Below are 20,691 nucleotides of genomic sequence, written 5' to 3'. Positions count from 1 at the left end.
GAAACGCGGAGTGATACCACATTCATCCCCCATCCTACACATCCGAACCGTACAATGGGGACGTGGGAGCACATCGCTTTTCCTTCCGGTTAAACCGTCAGAAGATGGGGTCGGTAACCAGCCCGTCAATCAGTACCTGCGGGGTACCCTGCGAACAGCGTTCAATACGGCCTTTCACACCATAGACCCGCGCCAGGCTCGCTGGGGTGATCACCTCTTCCGGCAAGCCATCAGCAATTAACTCGCCGTTTTGCAACATTAATACGTGCTCGCCATGGCGCAGAGCGATATTAATGTCGTGCACCACGACCACGGTGATAATATTGCGCTTGCGGGTTTCACGTCGCACTAAATCCATGACGTGAAATTGATAATTTAAATCCAGCGCACTTAACGGTTCATCAAGTAATAACAATTCGGGACGGCGAATTAACGATTGCGCCAGACCGACCAATTGCTTCTGGCCGCCGGAAAGTTGATCGAGGTAACTCAGCGCCAGATGCGAGATCCCCAGTTGCTCCAGCAACGCCATCACTTCCGCCTCGCTGGCGGCGCTGCTGCGCCCACCGGAGGCACGTTGCGCCACAATAATCGATTCCAGCACATGCAAATGCACCCCGGCAGGCAACGATTGTGGCAGATAAACCACTTTTTCCGCCCGACGGGCAAACGGCTGCGCCATCAGCTCATGACCGTTTAGCCACAATTCACCCTGCGCGCGGTTTAATCCGGCCAGCGAACGCAGCAACGTGGATTTGCCACAACCATTTGGCCCCAGCAACACCGTTATTTTACCGCGAGGCAACAGCGGGACATTGAGGTTACTGATGATGTTGCGTTTCGGATAACCGGCACGGAATCCGCTGATTTTCAGTCCGTCCATCAGACACTCCCCCGGTGGCGCAGAATAATGCTCAGGAAGAACGGTACGCCGACCAGCGAGGTGACAATGCCCACCGGAATTATCACTCCCGGCACCAGGTTTTTCGACACCACCGAAGCCAGCGACAGCACCAACGCCCCCGTCAGAGCACTGGCAGGCAGATAGAAACGGTGATCTTCACCAAATACCAGACGGGAAATATGTGGCGCCACCAGTCCGATAAAACCAATCGGGCCGACAAAGGCCACCGCCAGTGCAGAAAGGATACTGATGCGCAGCAGCGTTCCCAGACGTAGACGTCGCACATCAATGCCAAAGCTCACCGCCCGGTCTTCACCCAGACGCAGCGCAGTCAGCTTCCATGAGCTCATCAACGAGAAAGGAATAAGGATAACAAAGGCCAGCGTCAGTACGCCCAGTTTCGGCCATGAAGCCCGCGCCAGACTGCCCATCGTCCAGAACACCAGTCCCTGCAGGGTATCTTCACTGGCAATAAACTGCATCATTGAAACCAGCGCGTTAAAGGTAAACACCAGCGCGATACCGAACAGCACGACACCGGAGCTCGCCACTCGCGTCCAGCGTGTCACACCGTCCAGCATTAACGCGGCAAACAACGCAAAGATAAAGGCGTTAGCCGAGATAAACCACTGATCGGGAATACCGGGGATCCCAATGCCCAGCACAATGGCCAGCGCCGCGCCGAAAGCAGCGGCAGAAGAGACACCAAGCGTAAACGGACTGGCCAGGGGATTATTGAGGATGGTCTGCATTTCCGCACCAGCCAGCCCAAGGGACAACCCCACCACCACCGCCATCAGCGCATAGGGCAAACGGATATCCCAGACAATGACCCGCGTGCCGGCATCAACGCTGTCCGGAGACAGCAATGCATGCCACAACGTGGGGAGTGACAGCCCCGCCGGCCCCAGGGTGAAATCCAACAGCAACGAGGCAAGAATAACCAGCACCAACAGGGCGATAATCAGCATACGCTGACGAAGCAACTGATGATAATGGCCCATCACGCTTTTGTTTTGCTGTTGAGCGATATATTGTTCGCTGTCGTGGCTCACACTCATTTTCATACCTGGAAAGAGGGAAAAGTTACGGCGCTAACATTAAAGCAAATGATAATAGTTATCAGTAATATTTGTAAGTAATTATTACCCTGGCAGGGTCATAAAAGGCACGGGATCCGCGCCTTAAATCACTGGCCATGCACATTACCGATGCTATTCCTTAAACGCCGGGAACCTCATATCACGGTACTTCACAAAGCGCGTCCTCTTGCTCAATTTATAGCCAAACCAGATAATCAGGAACAACGGCAGGCCAATATAAGTCGCGACCACGCCGTACCAGTCGATGCGATCGACAAGGAATGCCTGATAGTTTTGCCCCAGGGTAATAAGCAGACACAACACAAAGGCGAAAATCGGTCCCAGCGGAAAGAACGCGGAGCAGTATGGCAGGTCGGCCAGATCCCGTCCCTGCTTAATATAACCACGGCGGAAACGATAATGGCTGATGGCGATCCCCAGCCAGGCGATGAACCCACTCATCCCGGAGGTATTCAGCAGCCACAGATACACCTGCTGGTTACCAAACATCGAGGTTAAAAAACACAACGCGGCCACCACCGTGGTGGCATACAACGCGTTACGCGGCACTCCACCTTTTGACAACTGGCCAAAGATGCGCGGTGCTTTCCCTTCACGCGCCAGAGTAAACAGCATCCGGGTGGACGCGTACATGCCAGAATTACCGGCAGACAGTACCGCGGTCAAAATGACTGCATTCATCACCGCCGCCGCCGAGAGCAAGCCAGCATGCTGGAAGACCAGCGTGAACGGACTGACACTGATATCTTTGACGTTGTTCCGCAACAGATCAGGATCGGTATACGGAATGATCAGGCTGATAACCAAAATCGCCAGTACATAGAACAGCAGAATACGCCAGAACACCTGACGTATCGAACGCGGGATATTTTTAGTCGGGTCGGCGGATTCACCGGCCGCAATACCGACCAGTTCAGTTCCCTGGAAGGAGAACCCCACGATCATCGCCACCCCAATCATCGCGGAAAATCCCCCGGAAAAAGGCGCATCGCCGATATGCCAGTTCGCCCAGCCCGCTACTGGCTGAGTACCGCGTAGAATGCCAAAGATCATCATCATGCCGACGATAATAAAGATAACGACGGTAACGACTTTAATCAGCGAGAACCAGTATTCCGCTTCGCCAAACCCTTTTACCGACAGGAAATTCAGCAAAAAGATCACCCCGAGGAATAGCGCGCTCCAAATCCAGCCTGGTGTGTCCGGAAACCAGTAACTCATCACCAATTGTGAAGCCACCAGGTCAACAGCGATGGTTATCGCCCAGTTGTACCAATAGTTCCAGCCCAGCGCGAAACCAAAGCCCTCTTCCACGTAGTTTGAACCGTAGGTGGAAAATGAACCTGAAACCGGCATAAAGGCCGCCAGTTCACCCAAACTGGTCATCAGGAAATAAACCATCAGACCAATCAGGATATAAGACAACAGGGCCCCTCCGGGCCCCGCCTGAGAAATCGACGCCCCTGACGCAACAAATAAACCGGTTCCAATGGATCCACCAATGGCAATCATCGTCAGATGACGCGCCGTTAACTCACGCCGTAACGCAGGTTGTTGTGTTATTTTTTTATCCTTAACCATCTTAAAATGCTGTGCTCTGGCTGAAATGAGGCGCGATTGTAGCAAACTCTCTCGCCAACGATAGTCATTCCCCCTTGTTATAAGATTGCTTCATAATCGCTGGGGAATTATTAGCTTTGCCTGATTTTGCCGCAGGATCAAAGCCCCCCACCCGGCCTATTCGGTGCAATAGCTCATAAAACGCAGCAGCGCTTTTGAAAGGTGTTTCTGGCGATGGTGAATGCGATACAGAGTCCGCTTGAGTTTTGGCAGCGGTAACGGGACTTCTTGCAATGTACCGACCATCAGTTGCTCCTCAATAACCCGTCGTGAAAGACAACTGATCCCCATACCGTGACGGACCGCGTGCTTGATAGCTTCAGAGTTGCCCAGTTCCAATGCCAGGCGGAACTGGGGCAGGTGCGAAAGTAGTAGATAATCGACTATTTCCCGGGTGCCCGAACCGTGTTCACGCAAAATCCATGGCGCCACAGAGAGACTTTCCCGTGTTATCGGGTGGTGAAAAATTTCGGCTTCTGGCGCGGCAAACACCACCAGTTCGTCCTCCAGCCACGGTTCGCTGATTAAATCGGTCATATGACACGGCCCCTCGATCAAACCAATATCGACACGAAAATCAGCCACCGCGTTGATCACCTCCCGGCTGTTGCCAACACTTAACTCCAGCGGTAAATCAGGATAATCCCGGCGCCATTTCGCCATCATCCCCGGTAGCAAATAGTTACCAATAGTGCTGCTGGCAAACACCCGCAGCGCGCCATTATCTTCGCGGAACAATTGTTCGATTTCTGTCGCTTGCTCCAGCAACGCCACCGCGCGCGGGTAAAGCAGCCGGCCATGTTCATTGACCACCAGTCGTTTGCCAACCCGCTCAAAAAGTTGCACACCGAGTTGACCTTCCAAATCCGCCAACGCAGCGCTGACTGCCGACTGCGACAAAGCCAGCACCAGAGAAGCCTGGGTGGTGGATCTACTTTTCAGCACCTCGCGAAACACTTCAAGTTGCCGCAATGTAATATGCATTGCCATTCCTCACCCCACTATCGCTTCGCAAAAAATCCATCCCCATCATTCCCCTGGTTACAGGTACGTTGGCGGTGTTCAGCCAGCTCAACATTTCCCCTGATACTCTCATCGCGCTTTCACTTGCCGTATAATTGATCTTTTATGCCAGTCGCCGGTGCCAGCAAGCTCAGGCTCCCTCATTTGATAACATGATTTCCTGTCATTTCCGGTTATTATTGCCTACAAGTATCCTTTAATGCAGACCCCAACAGGAGAAATGGCATGAAATATATTGGTGCCCACGTCAGTGCGGCGGGTGGCGTGGATCAGGCAGTGCTCCGCGCACACGAACTGGAAGCCACCGCTTTTGCCCTTTTTACCAAGAACCAACGGCAGTGGCGCGCGGCTCCGCTAACGGATGAAGCGATCTCTGACTTTCGTTCTGCCTGCGAACAATATCACTATCACCCGGCGCAAATCCTGCCGCATGACAGCTATCTGATCAACCTGGGCCATCCGGTAGAGGATGCGCTGGCGAAATCGCGTGAAGCCTTTATTGATGAGATGAGCCGCTGTCAGCAACTTGGCCTGACGCTGCTGAACTTCCATCCGGGAAGTCACCTGCATCAGATTGAAGAAACGGCCTGCCTGAAACGTATTGCCGAGTCGATCAATATCGCGCTGGATAAAACCACGGGGGTCACCGCAGTGATTGAAAACACTGCCGGTCAGGGCAGCAATCTTGGATTCCGTTTTGAACATCTGGCCGCCATCATTGACGGTGTGGAAGATAAATCCCGTGTCGGCGTCTGTATCGATACCTGCCACGCCTTTGCCGGGGGTTACGATCTGCGTACCGAAGAGGCCTGCGTAAAAACGTTCACTGAATTTGAACGAGTCGTCGGTTTTGACTATCTACGCGGTATGCATCTGAACGACGCGAAAAGCGAATTTGCCAGCCGAGTTGATCGTCACAGCAGTCTGGGTGAAGGCAACATCGGTAAAACGGCATTCAGCTGGATAATGAAAGACAGCCGTTTTGACGGTATCCCGATGATTCTGGAAACCACTAATCCGGATATCTGGAAAGATGAAATAGCCTGGCTGAAGTCAGAACAACGCCGCGCCCTGATAACCGGGTAAAGCACCTCTTCACAATACTTGCCAGACAACCCAGTTGCATGGCTGTTGCTTCCCCCTTTCCCCCGGTCATCGTGTTTATTGCTGCGACTGGGGATGCTCTCCCCTGTGACCTGCAACGTTATGCCCCCGGATGATGTAAAACACAGGTAATTTTCTTTACACGCCAACAAAAAAACCTTACCAAAACAATTAATCAACAAAATAAAACCAATCAACTACACACAGAAACATAAATTCAACTTTAAGCGTTAAAAATTAAATTGCTATGTCAATCAGGTTTATTTCCGGTTTATCCAACGCTCTTTATTATTGTCCTCAGTCTCTGTTACTCATTCCCCGAAGTTTTTCTAAAAGAGATACTTAAATGCTTAAAATGTCAGGCAGAATTTTATGTTCTCTCGCATTACTGGCAACAGCAATGGCAGCGACAGGAAGTTACGCGAGTGAAATAAATTTATATTCAGTAAATACAGGTTCGTTTGTCTACCATTTAACAGGCAATAAAGGCCAATACAACGAACTATTTAATAACCAGTTTTTTTCAGTTGAACGTAAATTCTCTGAAGACTCCAAATACAGTGTGCTGGTCGGTACGCTGAAAAACAGTTTTGACGACCGTTGCCTGTCGCTGGCCCTGAGAAGAGACTGGTATGAAAGCAATAATTCAAACTGGGTTTTCAAAGGGGTTTATGGTTATACCGGAGAATTCTTCTTTAAATCATTCAGCCACTGTGGTGACAGTGGAACGTATAATACCGCCAGAAAATGGACCGGTGTCGGATTTTCACCTTATCTCTATAATGCGGTGCAATATAATTTTACCCGTTATGTCGGCGTCGAAGCCGGGATCATCCTCCCTTCAGTATTCGCCATGAGTGTACAATGGAGTTTCAGATAATGAGCATGGCACAAGGGCAGGTACGGGAATAATTTCGCTAACTGTATTCAGTCGTTCATTACACCGGATACCTGCCCCGCTTGTCACAACCTGGTTACAGGCTGCTTCGTTACTGCCATCATCAGACTTGCGTTAATTCAACTTCCGGACGTTTCAGAATCGCATAGGACAAACCAGCCACAAGGGTCCCGACAATGATCGCCATCAGATACCCCAGCACAGGGGTGATTGCTCCCGGAATGAGCAGCACAAACAGACCACCATGCGGCGCCATCAGTTTAGCCCCTACCGCCATGGAAATTGCGCCAGTCAGTGCGCCGCCGATGATGCAACAAGGCAACACACGCATCGGGTCACGAGCGGCAAACGGAATTGCCCCTTCAGAGATGAAGCACAGCCCCAGGACCAACGCCGCTTTCCCCCCTTCCTGCTGACCTTTGTTGAATTTCTTGTGGGCCACCAATGTCGCCAGCCCCATCGCCAACGGCGGCACCATCCCCGCGGCCATGATAGCGGCCATGGGCGCGTAAGCCTGGGAGCTCAGTAAGCCAACACCGAACGCATAAGCCACTTTATTCACCGGGCCCCCCATATCAGTACACATCATACCGCCAAGGACCGCGCCCAGCAGGATAGCATTCGCAGTCCCCATGTTAGCCAGCCAGTGAGTCAGGCCTTCCATGATTTTGGCTACTGGTGTGCCAACCACATAAATCATCAGCAGACCGGTTATCAAACTGGCCACCAACGGAATGATCAATATGGGTTTCAACGCTTCCATACTTTGCGGCAGTTTAAGCTTCGAACTGAGTAATTTAGCTGCATAACCGGCGATAAAACCGGCGATAATACCGCCGAGGAACCCCGCGTTGACACTGGTGGCGAGCATCCCGCCGATCAGCCCAGGAGTCAGACCTGGACGGTCGGCAATTGAGAAAGCAATAAAACCAGCCAGTACCGGAACCATCAGCGCGAAGGCGCTATCGCCGCCAATCTTCATCAGCGCTGCGGCCAGCGACCCCTGTTCTTTAAACGCAGTGATCCCAAAAGCGAAAGAGAGCGCGATGCTCAGCCCTCCTGCTACCACCATTGGCAGCATGTATGACACCCCCGTCAACAGATGACGGTAAGCTCCGGCGCTTTCTTCTTTCTTATCTTCGCCCTGGGCTGCCTGACTACCGCCTTTCGGTTGGTACGGTCTGGCTTCTGCGACGGCCTTATCCAGCTCTTGAGCGGTTTTCTTCAACGCCAGACTGGTCGAGGTACGATACATCAGCTTACCGGCGAACTTGGTCAGATCCACTTCAATGTCCGCCGCCACGATAACCAGATCGGCCGCCGCGACGTCTTCCGGCGAGAGGGGGTTTCCTGCCCCAACCGACCCACGCGTTTCCACTTTCACCCACCAACCGCGTTTTTTCGCTTCGGTATCGATAGCTTCTGCCGCCATAAAGGTGTGCGCCACCCCCGTCGGGCAGGCAGTCACCGCGACGATACGTTTCGGGCCGTTACCCACATCAGCCGGTGCGCCCACTGAGGAAGCCGCCGGCGCATGCCAGATTTTCGCCCCACTCTGTGCCTGCTCCAGCACAGCTTCCGGCTGGCGCAGCAATTGTTCAATATCGGCCAGATAGATAGCTTTGCCATCCAGCGCGCTGTCAGCGGGAATATGTTTCCCGGCCACAATTATCTGGTCAGCGTCGGCCAGGTTTTCTGTCAGCGTCAGCCCTTTAGCGGCCGCCGCAGCGGTAGTGATATTTTTTGCCAGATAGCCTGTTGCCAGTCCCAGCGAAGAATCCATTATCAGCAGCGTTTTCATTATGCTCTCCTGCTGTCAGTTAAAAGGTTGTAAGTCGACCCGCGCCATCATCGCGGCCAACTGGGTACGATCACTCACGCCAACGTTGCTCTGACTGACGGCCAGGGCCGCCACAGCGGTTGCCAGACGTAGTGTATGTTCACTGGACTCACGCATCAGCAAGCCATAGATCAGCCCGCCAACCATGGAATCTCCAGCGCCGACCGTGCTCACCACTTCACACGCTGGTGGCCTGGCTATCCATTCGCCTGAGGCATTCACCCACAGCGCGCCTTCCGCCCCCAGAGAGATAACCACATGAGCAATGCCCTGCTCACGCAGTAAATGGGCGGCCTCAATCACATCCTGCAAGGTAGGCAGTTTGCGGCCGGCCCATATTTCCAGCTCGCGACGATTGGGTTTAACCAGCCATGGCGCGGCTTTCAAACCTGCCACCAATGCTTCACGGCTACTGTCAAAGATGATGCATGGGCAGTGCGTGCGCAGCGCACTCATCCATTCGGTAAAAGCATCAGGGTTGACCCCGGCAGGCAAGCTGCCACTGACGCAAACCATATCGAACTGGCCCAGCCAACTGAGGGAGTCAGTAGTAAAACGTTCCCAGTCCTGCTGCGTGACACTAAAGCCGGAAAAATTCAGGTCGGTCACTTCACCATCTTTTTCGGTTAGCTTGACGTTGATACGCGTCCGTCCGTCCACGACCTGGAAGCGGTTGGCAATACCCAAATCGCTGAACAGGTACTGGAAACCATCCTGATTCTCTTTGCCAAGAAAACCACCGACGGTGACATCAATACCCAGGTCTTTCAGTACCTTGGCAACATTGATGCCTTTACCGGCGGCGTGCAAACCGGTCGTTTTGACCAGGTTGACTTCGCCCCGTTCGATCTCCGCAGTATAACCGACCAGATCATAAGCCGGGTTCAGAGTAATAGTCGCGACGCGCCTGCTCATGCCACCCCCTCGCCGAGACCGGCCGAAATCGCTTCACCAATAGCGTCCAACGCCGCTCGCGCATCTGCACCGCTGGCGGTAAAACGCAGCCGGTGGCCTTTCTTCACCCCTAACGCCACGACTTTCATCAGGCTACGACCATTAGCAGGTTTACCACTGCCATCGAGATTGGTGACAGTAACCTCGCAGTTAAACTGTTTGATAACGCTGACCAGCGCAGTGCCAGGACGAGCATGCAAGCCATGTTCATTGCGGATAGTAAACTCGGCGGTCAGCAGGTCAGTCTGCTCAGACACCTCGCTGGTCAGCAACGCCAGAATACCGGCGGCATCAGCACTTAGCAGGCGCTCAGCTTGCTGTTTGTAAAGCAGATCGCTCAGATAATTCAGCACGTTCAGCGGTTGGTCATCAGTAACCGCAACGGTTATCAACAGTGCGGCTTTCTCACCGTCCACTTCAAATGGCGTTGCGCTACGACTGACCGCCACGGCACTGCTGAGATTGCCTTCAATACTGTCGCTCAACCAGATACCCTGACCAAGATTCAGCGGTCGGGAAGCGATGACCTTACTGACAAAACTGGCATCAACCGCCCCTGCCTGCTGCAGACGACCGGCGTTCAGCGCCTGTAACGTCATCAGATCATTGGCAGCAACGTCAGTGGCAATCAACGAAATATCAAATTTGAACTCAGCCCCCTGCTTTTCGCCCATCAGCAGACTGCGTAGCGTTTCTGCTGAGTCAGCACTTTTCAACTGCTCCGTCACACTGTCATCACTCAGTACATGGGTCAGTTGGCGCAGCAAGGCGAGATGTTCGTCAGATTTCGCCGCGATGCCAATCACCACATAAGCCATCTGATCATCCCCCCAGGCCACGCCTTGCGGAAACTGGTAGACCTGAACACCAGTTTTTAACACCAGATCACGGGTATCGGTAGTACCATGCGGAATAGCGATACCATTGCCGAGCCAGGTCGTGGTTTGCTGCTCACGGGCCAACATACCGTTAATGTAGCCTTCCTCAACGTTACCGGCGGAAGTCAGGGCCGCGGCAACCTGGCGGATGGCGTCTTCTTTATTTCCGGCAATCGAACCGGGATGAATGGCGGACAATTCAAGCTGGAACATAGTTATCCTCGCTGCTAATTTGAATCGTTTCAGCTAATTTGATAAAAAAAACGTATTCCATGAGTAAAACAGCCGCACAGAACACGCTGAAACGTTTCAACTATTTTGATGCTGTTAGCCTAATCATGGCAAGTTATACTGTTAACGACGTAGTGGATTTTTGAAGTTACGCACACTTTCTTAGGTCTTTACGCAAAAAGGTGCGTCATCCGCAGTGAGTGCTGAAGTCTTGCTGACATGGCTGTAACATGCGGACGTTTTGGGAGGTTGGATTATTTGCCCATGTGCGTTGAGATCATTGGCTGAACGGCGCGGTAAGTCTCTCCAGTTCCAGCAGCCAGGTCATCGCCTCATCACGGTGGCTATGACACATCTCTGGCCCCGGTTGCAATCCGGCGCATACCGCAGGCCGCAACGGTGAAGAGAATATCTTACAGCGCTGTTGCTCATCCAGGTGAATGCAGGGAGTGTTAGCGGGTTTCCCATCAGGCATACCTGGGATAGGGCTGGAAATTGAAGGCGCGATACAGCAGGCCCCACATTCAGGACGGCACACCATATTCACCTCCTCGTTCAAAGGACGCGACAATAGCAGGCGTTAGCAAAGAATACTATCCTTACTGCTGACCCGTCATGGGCAATGTTGCGCGTCTTTCTTCCTGCCTGAGCGGGTCAGTACTTGCCTGAATCTGTTAGCCAGAGTAAGTTGTCGCGATAATTTTCTATGACCCGTTTATTGAGACTTAATCATGCCAAAAGCAAATGAAATTAAAAAAGGGATGGCCATCAGCTTCAATGGTAAGCTGCTATTAGTCAAAGATATTGATATCCAAAGCCCCAGCGCCCGTGGTGCGGCAACGCTTTACAAGATGCGCTTCACTGACATCCGTACGGGTCTGAAAGTGGAAGAACGCTTCAAAGGAGACGATATCATTGAGACGATCTCACTGAGCCGCCGTCAGGTCACCTTCTCTTATATAGATGGCGACGAATACGTCTTTATGGATGACGAAGATTACACACCATACGTGTTCAAAAAAGAGCAAATAGAAGAAGAACTGCTCTTTATTCCGGAAGGCGGCATCCCGGGAATCCAGGTACTGACGATGGATGGTCAGATCCTGGCCCTTGAGCTGCCGCAAACACTGGATATGGAAATTGTCGAAACCACTCCCGGTATTAAAGGCGCTTCCGCCAGTGCCCGCACCAAACCCGCCACGATGAGCACCGGCCTGGTTATCCAGGTACCAGAATATCTGAGCAACGGCGACAAAATCCGTATTCACATTGCCGAGCGTCGCTATATGGGACGCGCCGAGTAGCCCGGATGAAAAATACCGGCGGCGACACTCTGCGCTACCGGTATCGTTATGCCCGGTCATAAATATGGCCGCCGCTAATTATAACTGACGGTTATGACTCCCTGTTGCTGTTGCTCATCCAGCCAGAGAACGTCTGACCGCCCCATATTGGCCGGGATGATACTACTGCCCAGAGTGGAAACGATGCTCTGCACATTACCGTCTCGACTACAGGATACAGTGAACTGATTCTGTTGCTGATTGATATTGCAAATAGATTCAGTCAGTGTTCCCTGGACTTCAATCCGACCAGAAGAGGTATCCGCTGCCAACGTACTATTCGTCCATGAGGTGAAAAGCATCACAACCACTGCTGATTTATTGCCATTCATAAAAACCTCATTAATTAATTGTGCTTTATTAACGTAGTCGCTGATGGCGAATTTTGTGTTGGCTGATGAAGATTTTTTCGCTATAACCAGAAAATTTTTGCGGTTTGCGCAGAATAAAGGTCAGGATAGAGGCCCTGATTAAGTCTAATCAACTGCATTTAGCACAGCGCCCTCCCCATTCCGGCTAAAGATTGCAACCACCTGAAACATTTTACAAAATTCTTTATTTAAACTTCATTTACGTTCTTGCGTATAACTCGTGTATAAAGTGCTTTATTACTTTCTTAACTTATCCTTAAGAGATCATGACCATTAAACGTCTACTGAGCATTTTACTACTGAATGCGTTGGGTCTGGCCCTGTTTTTCTCCTGGTATCTCCCTGACAATCATGGGTTCTGGTTCAATATTGATAAAACGGTTTTCTACTGGTTTAACGAGCGACTGGTCAGCAATAAAGCCCTGTTATGGGGGATTGCTATCACCAACTTCCGTCTGTTTGATGGTGTTTCATTATTAGCGATGGGTACGCTTTACCTCTTTTTCTGGCGGCGCGAAACGCCACGAGGTCGCCGCCGAATGTTTGCTATCGGCATTACAATGCTGTTAAGCGCGGTGGTGCTCAATCAGTTAGGGCATTTAATTCCGGTGTCACATCCAAGCCCGACTAAATACTTCCCGAACGTTAATCACGTCACCGCACTGACGGGGATTCCAACTAAAGATGCGTCTGCCGACAGTTTTCCTGGCGACCACGGCATGATGCTGATGATTTTTGCCTGCTTTATGCTGCGCTATTTTACCCGCCGGGCCTTTTTGATAGCCGTGGCTATTGTGCTGGTGTTCGCTTCTCCACGCATCATGATTGGCGCACACTGGCTCACCGATGTGGTCGTGGGCTCTCTCTCTCTCGTACTGGTGGGGATGAGCTGGTGGTTAATGACCCCATGCAACGATTATTTAGTGAACGCGTTATATCGTCATCTACCGGGTAGATATAAACCCGTTAACTAATAGCGTTATTTAATCGCCATAGAATACACTCGTCATACTTCAGGTTGCAGGCAGACTGGCGTTGTTCAGTCACCTGCATCACCGCTGGGATAAGTGATCGCGATATCGTCACTTGCCGCACAATTCGGCCCGGCAACCTTTATCTTTCTGATCGTTTGCGCCAACGTTGTTCAAAAACGCATCTGGCGTTTGATCCTGAACTTAAATTATTTCGCGATAGCAATAAAAAGCGTAATGTATGCTCTTCTTGTCGTCCGACAGGTATCCTTAGCAAACTAATTAGATCTATTGCAAATATTTCATTTTGATTCCAATTTCAACGTAATAATCTCAACACCATAATTTATATAGAAAAAAATTTCAAAAAAAACCTGATGAATAAAATTTCATACTATTTCCACCCTTCCCCTCGCGCTTTTCCCATCATTGCTGATAAAACGTCTACTTTATGACCTTCCTGTTTTTCATCATAAAATCCTATCAAAAAGTCGTTAAAACCCCTCGCCATGCGGCTTGTTATCAGGTAATCTCACTAACGATTAGGCTGAATCAGTAAAATTATTTCTGGAATTCACCCTTAAACTGTGCACTATGACACATTTTAACGATTCAGGAATTGTCTTACTCTACCGCGCTAATTAATCTCATTTCGTTTCGCAATTCATCTGACGACATCGTCGTTAAGGACTTCAAGGGATCACAAACACAATGGTCAAATCTCAGCCGATTTTGAGATATATATGGCGGGTGATGCCCGCAGTTACATTAGTGACCTTATTGTCAGCCTGTAGCTCAACGAATAACCGTAATGCACAAACTGATACGCATGCAGTTAAAGGTAAAAATGGTTTTTTACTGCAAGCGTCTCAGGATGAATTCGAGCAACTGGTCCAGAACGTGGATATTAAGTCGCGCCTGATGGAGCAGTATTCGAGCTGGAAAGGTGTTCGTTACCGTCTTGGTGGTACCAGCAAACGCGGCATTGATTGTTCAGCGTTTGTACAGACCACCTTCCGTGAGCAGTTTGGTCTGGACCTTCCTCGTTCAACTTATGAACAGGAAGATACAGGAAAAAGCATCCAACGTAACAAGTTGCGTCCGGGTGATTTAGTGCTGTTCCGTGCGGGTTCTACTGGCCGTCATGTTGGTATTTATCTTGGTAACGATAACTTTGTTCATGCTTCTACCAGTAATGGAGTGATGATTTCTAATCTGAACGAAGCTTACTGGAAAAATCGCTACCGTGATGCGCGTCGGGTATTGAACCGGACACAAAGCTGATTTCAGTCTCCTGGAGTCTGTGAAACGAGAGAAAAACGCTGCCCTGGCAGCGTTTTTTGTATGAATCCTTCCCCCCGGCAACGTTATCTGTTCTGGCTCCTTGTACCCTTTCCCAACTTATTGAATACTCCCAACATGCAGGCAATCGCAAAGCCACGATTCTCTGCTTCATTGTCTGAAAGCGTAAAGAACTCGCCTCACGCATTGCCGTGGCCTTAAACCTGCTTTACGCTTGGGATCGCATGTTGGTTTTCGGAGTCGAATAACATAATGATATTGCGCTGGTTTGTCCTGATTGTCTGCTGTTTTACCGTTCCAGCGGTATTGGCTGAGAAAATTAATGAGAGTTACGCCTTTGCCCAGCTTGGTGAACCAAAGTATGCCACCGATTTTACTCATTATGATTATGCTGATCCGGCTGCGCCGAAGGGGGGCGACATCACGCTCTCGGCAATTGGGACATTTGATAACTTCAACCGCTTCGCCTCACGTGGCAACCCAGGCGTAGGTACGGATACACTGTATGACAGCCTGTTTGTCAATTCAGATGATGAAGTTGGCAGTTATTATCCACTGATCGCGGAGTTTGCCCGTTATCCCGACAGCTTTCGCTGGGCGGAAATCACGCTTAATTCGCGAGCGCGCTTCCAGGATGGCACCCCAATGACTGCCGACGATGTGGCTTTTACCTTTAATAAATTCATGACCGAAGGCGTACCGCAATTTCGGGTCTTTTATAAAGGTGTCACCGCCAGGGCGATTTCCCGGCTCACCGTACGCTTTGAACAACCTACGGCTGATCGCGATAAGATGCTGTCGTTGTTCACTCTGCCGATATTCCCGGAAAAGTTCTGGAAACACCACAATCTGTCGGAACCATTGTCTTCACCGCCGCCCGCCAGCGGTCCCTGGCGCATCACCCGCTATAAAGTCGGCCAGTCCATTACCTATTCACGGGTGAAAGATTACTGGGCGGCGAATTTACCCGTAAACAAAGGACGCTTTAATTTCAATAGCATTCGCTACGATTATTATCTGGATGACAATATCGCCTTTGAAGCCTTTAAAGCGGGTGCGTTTGATTTTCGTTCTGAGGGTTCAGCTAAAAAATGGGCGACGCAATATCAGGGGAAGAATTTCGAAAATCATTTTATCGTGAAGGATGAACAGCCGAATACCGTGGCAACCGCCAGTAACTGGCTGGCATTCAACGTGCAAAATCCCCTGTTCAGCGACCGCCGGGTACGTGAAGCGATTTCACTGACGTTTGATTTTGAATGGATGAACAAAACGCTATTTTACGGCGCTTACAGACGGGCCAGCAGCTATTTCCAAAACACAGAATATGCCGCACGAGGTTATCCGGATGCGAAAGAGCTGGAGATCCTCGCGCCCTTCAAAGGGAAAATCCCGGATGAGGTGTTCTCACAAATTTATCAGCCTTCCCATACCGATGGCAGTGGTTATAATCGACAGAATCTGCTCAAGGCGCTGGATTTAATGAAGCAGGCAGGCTGGGAACTGAAAAATCAACAACTGACCAATGTCAAAACCGGTGCCACTTTCAGTGCCGAAATAATGCTGCGCAGCGGCGGCAACGATCAGTGGGTACTGCCTTTCCAACACAACCTGGCCCGTATCGGGATCAAACTGAATATCCGTCAGATCGACAGCTCACAATACCTGGCTCGCCTGCGTAAAAGCGATTTTGATATGGTGGTGTCGCCTTATCCGGCCATGCCTTTCCCAGACAGCAATCTACAATTTTACTGGGCAACCGCGTATATCAACTCCAGCTATAACCGCCCTCATGTTTCCAATCCGGTGGTCGACGCGTTGATTAACCAAATCAATCAGCATCAGGGCGATAAAAACGCATTGCTGCCGTTGGGACGCGCCCTTGACCGGGTGCTACTGTGGAATTATTACATGATCCCGATGTGGTATAACGCTAACAGCCGCTATGCCTGGTGGCATAAATTTTCCATGCCAACCACGCGTCCAGCCTATGCTTTAGGCTTCGACAGTTGGTGGTACGATGTCAACAAAGCCGCGCAGTTGCCGGCCCAACGTCGTTAAGGAGTCTGGTTTGGGCGCTTACCTGCTACGCAGACTGTTACTGATAATCCCTACCCTGTGGGCCATTATCACCATCAATTTTTTTATTGTGCAAATAGCCCCCGGCGGCCCGGTCGACCAGGCGCTGGCAAACATTGAGTTCGGCCAGACGACCGGTATGCCGGGCAGTGGAGGGGCGGGGCAGACACTGGGTCGCAACCCATTGAATAGCTCACCAGGTGACAGCCAGTATCGTGGCTCTCGTGGGCTGGATCCCGAGGTGGTGGCCGAAATAACCAAACGCTACGGCTTCGATAAACCGCTGTACCAACGCTATTTCACCATGCTATGGAACTACCTGCGTTTTGATTTTGGCAACAGTCTGTTCCGCAGTAGCTCAGTTATCCAGTTGATCAAAGCGAGCTTGCCCGTTTCAATATCGCTTGGCCTGTGGAGTACGCTGATTATCTATCTGGTGTCGATCCCGCTGGGGATCAAAAAAGCGATACGCAATGGCAGTGCTTTTGACATCTGGAGCAGCACGATCATTATTGTCGGCTACGCCATTCCGGCATTCCTGTTCGCGACGCTGCTGATCGTCCTGTTTGCCGGCGGCAGCTATCTGGACTGGTTCCCGCTGCGGGGGCTGGTCTCAGCCCAGTTCGACACGCTGCCCTGGTACAGCAAAATTATCGACTACCTGTGGCATATCACCCTGCCCGTTACCGCGACAGTAATTGGGGGCTTTGCCACACTGACCATGCTGACTAAAAACGCCTTTATGGATGAGATCCGCAAACAATACGTGGTGACCGCCCGCGCCAAGGGACTGGACGAGCATAAAATCCTCTATCGTCATGTATTCCGCAACGCGATGCTGCTGGTGATTGCCGGCTTTCCCGCCACCTTTATCAGTATGTTCTTTACCGGCTCGCTGTTGATTGAAGTGATGTTCTCACTGAACGGCCTTGGCCTGTTGGGCTACGACGCCACTATCCAGCGCGATTATCCGGTGATGTTCGGCACCCTGTATATCTTCACCCTGATTGGCCTGCTGCTGAATATCCTCAGCGATATTACCTACACGCTGGTCGATCCGCGTATTGATTTTGAGGCACGCTGATGAGCCGTTTAAGCCCTACCAATCAGGCCCGCTGGGCACGATTCCGCCACAACCGCCGTGGCTACTGGTCGCTGTGGATTTTTGCTGTGTTGTTTATTCTGTGCCTCGGCTCAGAACTGCTGGCGAATGACAAACCGTTACTGGTGCATTACCAGGGCCGCACCTTCTTCCCACTGCTGGTTAATTATAGTGAATCAGACTTCGACGGTCCGCTGGCAACCGCGGCTGATTATCAGGATCCCTGGCTGAAATCGCGTATAGAACAGCATGGCTGGGCAATCTGGGCGCCGATCCGCTTTGGGGACGGTACCATCAACTTCGCCTCCAGTGTCCCCTTCCCTTCGCCGCCTTCAGCCCAAAACTGGCTGGGAACGGATGCCAATGGCGGCGATGTGCTGGCAAGATTACTGTACGGCACCCGTATTTCGCTGCTATTCGGTTTGATGCTGACCCTGATCTCCAGCGTGATTGGGGTGATTGTCGGCGCCTGCCAGGGTTATTACGGTGGTCGGATTGATTTATGGGGACAGCGCTTTATCGAAGTCTGGTCCGGGATGCCGACACTGTTTCTGATAATCCTGCTGTCGAGTGTTATCCAGCCTGGATTCTGGTGGCTACTGGTGATCACCGTGCTGTTCGGCTGGATGCAATTGGTGGGTGTGGTCAGGGCTGAGTTCTTGCGTGCCCGTAACTTTGACTATATCCGCGCCGCGCAGGCACTGGGCGTCAGCGATGGTAAAATCATGTCACGACATATGTTACCCAATGCGATGGTGGCAACGCTGACTTACCTGCCGTTTATTCTTTGCGGCTCGATAACCACGCTGACGTCCCTGGATTTCCTCGGTTTTGGTTTACCGATCGGTTCCCCTTCCCTTGGTGAACTGCTGTTGCAAGGCAAAAATAACCTGCAGGCACCGTGGCTGGGGATCACCGCATTCCTCTCGTTGGCGATCTTATTGTCGCTGTTGATTTTTATCGGTGAGGCGGTACGTGACGCCTTCGATCCCAGTAAGGTGTACTGATGTCGCTGCTGACGGTTAAAAATTTAAGCATTGCTTTCCGCCAGGCGGACGTGGAGAGCCAGGTGGTGGATAATCTCTCACTGTCGGTGGATGCAGGTGAAACCCTGGCGCTGGTAGGAGAATCAGGATCAGGAAAAAGCGTCACCGCGTTGTCGATGATGCGTCTGCTACCCACCCCACCGGTCATTTATCCGCAGGGTGAGATCCTGTTCGCCGGTCAGGATGTGCTGAAGGCTGATGAACGAACCCTGCGCGGATTGCGGGGTAACCGCATGGCAATGATTTTCCAGGAGCCGATGGTATCGCTTAACCCACTGCATTCCATCGAAAAGCAGTTATATGAGGTACTTTCCCTGCATCGTGGAATGCGTAAAGAAGCGGCACGCGCAGAGATACTCAGTTGTCTGGATCGTGTGGGGATCCGCCAGGCTGACAAGCGCCTGAATGACTTCCCCCACCAACTCTCCGGTGGCGAGCGCCAGCGCATCATGATAGCCATGGCGCTGCTGACCCAGCCGGAACTGCTGATCGCCGACGAACCCACCACCGCGCTGGATGTCACCGTACAGGCACAAATTCTACTGCTGCTGAAAGAACTGAAGCAGGAGATGAATATGGGCCTGCTGTTTATCACGCACAATCTTAATATCGTCCGCCAGTTAGCGGATAATGTCATCGTGATGCGTAACGGCCAGGGCGTGGAGCGCAATGCGACTCAGCAACTGTTCAACACCCCTCAGCATCCCTACACGCGAATGTTGTTGGATTCGGAGCCTGAAGGCCACCCTAATCCAGTGGATAACGAGGCGCCGCTTTTACTGCGAGTCGAACAATTAACGGTCTCCTTCCCAATCAAAAAAGGCCTGATGCGGAGGATAACCGGTTATCACCATGCGTTGAAATCGCTGAGCTTTACGCTGCGTCCGGGGGAGAGTCTGGGCCTGGTGGGTGAATCCGGTTCGGGCAAAAGTACCACCGGACTGGCCTTACTGCGCCTGCTCGAATCACAGGGCGAAATCTGGTTCGCCGGGCAGCCGCTGCACCAGTGGGAGCGCCGCCAAATGTTACCGGTTCGCCGCCAGCTACAGGTCGTCTTTCAGGACCCAAATTCCGCAATGAATCCCCGGCTGACCGTGCTACAAATTATTGCGGAAGGGCTTCAGGTCCATCACCCAGAACTGACGCCACAACAGCGGGAAGAGAAAGTGATCGCGGCGATGCGCGAAGTGGGGCTCGATCCCGCAACCCGCAACCGCTACCCTGCTGAGTTTTCTGGCGGTCAGCGCCAGCGTGTGGCAATTGCCCGGGCGGTTATCCTGCAACCACAGTTAATCATCCTTGATGAACCGACCTCGGCTCTGGATCGCTCGGTGCAAAAACAGATCCTCACCTTGCTGAAAAAACTTCAGCAGGATCACCGCTTAGCCTACATTTTTATCAGCCATGACCTGCAAGTGGTGCGCGCGTTGTGCCATCAGGTGGTCGTACTGCGCCAGGGAGAAGTGGTGGAACAGGGAGATTGCGAGGAGATATTTACCACCCCGAAACAGGCCTACACCCGGCAATTGCTGGCACTGCGATAACAGCGCCGCTGCCCGGTAACGATCAGGCAGAAGCGTCGTTGAACGGCTCGGCGATGCCGACGCCAAAGTTTTTCAGCCGACAAATGGTGGCGCTCTCATCGTGACGGGCAACAAACAGGCAAGGCTCCCCTCCCCATTCCAGTACCGAGCTATCGAGTTGAATTTCCGTCAACGCGTCTTTGATCATCTGCATCACCTCCCACGCCTGCTGACCGTGATGGCTGAGCAGGCTGAGTCCCACCAGATCATCATCCGCCGCGACGTTACTGAGTAACAACGGCTCCACACTCACCCTGGAGCTCTCCCCGCCCCAACGATAGTTTTGCGGTAAACGATGTACCACTGAATGTTGTAATGAATTCACCTGTATTCCCCAGT

19 protein-coding genes are annotated in these 20,691 nt (G+C 51.7%); 9 read left to right on the top strand and 10 right to left on the bottom strand.

Features of this window, described 5'->3' with window-relative positions; translation table 11 throughout:
* Positions 1 to 97: 97 nt before the first annotated feature.
* The 4 genes from EH228_RS14955 to yieE all read right to left on the bottom strand — a co-directional run bounded on the left by EH228_RS14955 (position 98) and on the right by yieE (position 4,611).
* Positions 98 to 886 carry an ABC transporter ATP-binding protein gene (locus EH228_RS14955; protein ID WP_152322422.1) on the bottom strand — a complete coding sequence of 263 codons (789 nt, stop codon included), beginning with the start codon at positions 884 to 886 and terminating at the stop codon, positions 98 to 100.
* Positions 883 to 1,965: a FecCD family ABC transporter permease gene (locus tag EH228_RS14950; protein WP_420841468.1), complete on the bottom strand. Its 1,083-nt coding sequence runs from the start codon at positions 1,963 to 1,965 to the stop codon at positions 883 to 885. Before EH228_RS14950 ends, EH228_RS14955 begins: the two co-directional genes overlap by 4 nt.
* Positions 1,966 to 2,118: 153 nt before the next feature.
* Complete coding sequence (locus EH228_RS14945) at positions 2,119 to 3,588, bottom strand: amino acid permease (protein WP_152322421.1); 1,470 nt, start codon at positions 3,586 to 3,588, stop codon at positions 2,119 to 2,121.
* 156 nt (positions 3,589 to 3,744) lie between these two features.
* Positions 3,745 to 4,611, bottom strand: coding sequence for a DNA-binding transcriptional regulator YeiE (gene yieE / locus EH228_RS14940; RefSeq protein ID WP_152322420.1), 867 nt, complete (start codon positions 4,609 to 4,611; stop codon positions 3,745 to 3,747).
* A 264-nt stretch (positions 4,612 to 4,875) separates the two neighbouring features.
* On the opposite strand from yieE, the gene nfo reads away from it, so the two are divergent.
* Both nfo and EH228_RS14930 read left to right on the top strand, forming a co-directional pair.
* Positions 4,876 to 5,736, top strand: a complete 861-nt coding sequence (gene nfo / locus EH228_RS14935; RefSeq protein WP_152322419.1) for a deoxyribonuclease IV — start codon at positions 4,876 to 4,878, stop codon at positions 5,734 to 5,736.
* Positions 5,737 to 6,154: 418 nt separating this feature from the next.
* Positions 6,155 to 6,634 carry a hypothetical protein gene (locus EH228_RS14930; protein ID WP_152322694.1) on the top strand — a complete coding sequence of 160 codons (480 nt, stop codon included), beginning with the start codon at positions 6,155 to 6,157 and terminating at the stop codon, positions 6,632 to 6,634.
* Between the two features lie 121 nt (positions 6,635 to 6,755).
* On the opposite strand, the gene fruA is transcribed toward EH228_RS14930, so the two are convergent.
* The 4 genes from fruA to EH228_RS14910 all read right to left on the bottom strand — a co-directional run bounded on the left by fruA (position 6,756) and on the right by EH228_RS14910 (position 11,096).
* A complete protein-coding gene (gene fruA, locus EH228_RS14925; protein WP_152322418.1) occupies positions 6,756 to 8,453 on the bottom strand; it encodes a PTS fructose transporter subunit IIBC in 1,698 nt (565 codons plus the stop codon).
* A gap of 15 nt (positions 8,454 to 8,468) precedes the next feature.
* Positions 8,469 to 9,407: a 1-phosphofructokinase gene (gene fruK / locus EH228_RS14920; protein ID WP_152322417.1), complete on the bottom strand. Its 939-nt coding sequence runs from the start codon at positions 9,405 to 9,407 to the stop codon at positions 8,469 to 8,471.
* Positions 9,404 to 10,537 carry a fused PTS fructose transporter subunit IIA/HPr protein gene (gene fruB / locus EH228_RS14915; protein WP_152322416.1) on the bottom strand — a complete coding sequence of 378 codons (1,134 nt, stop codon included), beginning with the start codon at positions 10,535 to 10,537 and terminating at the stop codon, positions 9,404 to 9,406. The genes fruK and fruB overlap by 4 nt, the downstream gene beginning before the upstream one ends.
* A 295-nt stretch (positions 10,538 to 10,832) precedes the next feature.
* Entirely contained in the window at positions 10,833 to 11,096 is a 264-nt protein-coding gene (locus EH228_RS14910) for a YkgJ family cysteine cluster protein (protein WP_152322415.1), read from the bottom strand.
* A gap of 190 nt (positions 11,097 to 11,286) precedes the next feature.
* On the opposite strand from EH228_RS14910, the gene yeiP reads away from it, so the two are divergent.
* A complete protein-coding gene (yeiP, locus tag EH228_RS14905; RefSeq protein ID WP_152322414.1) occupies positions 11,287 to 11,859 on the top strand; it encodes an elongation factor P-like protein YeiP in 573 nt (190 codons plus the stop codon).
* Positions 11,860 to 11,933: 74 nt separating this feature from the next.
* Here the strand turns inward: yeiP and EH228_RS14900 are convergent, their stop codons facing one another.
* Positions 11,934 to 12,230, bottom strand: coding sequence for a hypothetical protein (locus EH228_RS14900; RefSeq protein WP_152322413.1), 297 nt, complete (start codon positions 12,228 to 12,230; stop codon positions 11,934 to 11,936).
* 305 nt (positions 12,231 to 12,535) lie between these two features.
* Between EH228_RS14900 and EH228_RS14895 the strand changes: the two genes are divergently transcribed.
* From EH228_RS14895 to yejF, 6 genes are all read left to right on the top strand, one after another.
* The gene (locus EH228_RS14895; RefSeq protein ID WP_152322412.1) at positions 12,536 to 13,243 is read left to right on the top strand and encodes a phosphatase PAP2 family protein; all 708 of its coding nucleotides are present in this window, start codon (positions 12,536 to 12,538) and stop codon (positions 13,241 to 13,243) included.
* 708 nt (positions 13,244 to 13,951) lie between these two features.
* The gene (mepS, locus tag EH228_RS14890; RefSeq protein WP_152322411.1) at positions 13,952 to 14,524 is read left to right on the top strand and encodes a bifunctional murein DD-endopeptidase/murein LD-carboxypeptidase; all 573 of its coding nucleotides are present in this window, start codon (positions 13,952 to 13,954) and stop codon (positions 14,522 to 14,524) included.
* Between the two features lie 270 nt (positions 14,525 to 14,794).
* The gene (locus EH228_RS14885) at positions 14,795 to 16,603 is read left to right on the top strand and encodes an extracellular solute-binding protein (protein WP_152322410.1); all 1,809 of its coding nucleotides are present in this window, start codon (positions 14,795 to 14,797) and stop codon (positions 16,601 to 16,603) included.
* 10 nt (positions 16,604 to 16,613) lie between these two features.
* Complete coding sequence (locus EH228_RS14880; protein WP_152322409.1) at positions 16,614 to 17,705, top strand: microcin C ABC transporter permease YejB; 1,092 nt, start codon at positions 16,614 to 16,616, stop codon at positions 17,703 to 17,705.
* The gene (locus tag EH228_RS14875; protein WP_152322408.1) at positions 17,705 to 18,730 is read left to right on the top strand and encodes a microcin C ABC transporter permease; all 1,026 of its coding nucleotides are present in this window, start codon (positions 17,705 to 17,707) and stop codon (positions 18,728 to 18,730) included. Before EH228_RS14880 ends, EH228_RS14875 begins: the two co-directional genes overlap by 1 nt.
* Positions 18,730 to 20,313: a microcin C ABC transporter ATP-binding protein YejF gene (yejF, locus tag EH228_RS14870; protein ID WP_152322407.1), complete on the top strand. Its 1,584-nt coding sequence runs from the start codon at positions 18,730 to 18,732 to the stop codon at positions 20,311 to 20,313. The genes EH228_RS14875 and yejF overlap by 1 nt, the downstream gene beginning before the upstream one ends.
* A gap of 22 nt (positions 20,314 to 20,335) precedes the next feature.
* Here yejF and EH228_RS14865 read toward each other — a convergent pair whose 3' ends face one another.
* Positions 20,336 to 20,677, bottom strand: coding sequence for a YejG family protein (locus EH228_RS14865; protein WP_152322406.1), 342 nt, complete (start codon positions 20,675 to 20,677; stop codon positions 20,336 to 20,338).
* Positions 20,678 to 20,691 lie beyond the last annotated feature (14 nt).

The organism is Erwinia endophytica, assembly GCF_009295515.1.
GTDB lineage: Bacteria > Pseudomonadota > Gammaproteobacteria > Enterobacterales > Enterobacteriaceae > Erwinia > Erwinia endophytica.
This window is presented reverse-complemented; position numbering and strand designations above follow the sequence as displayed.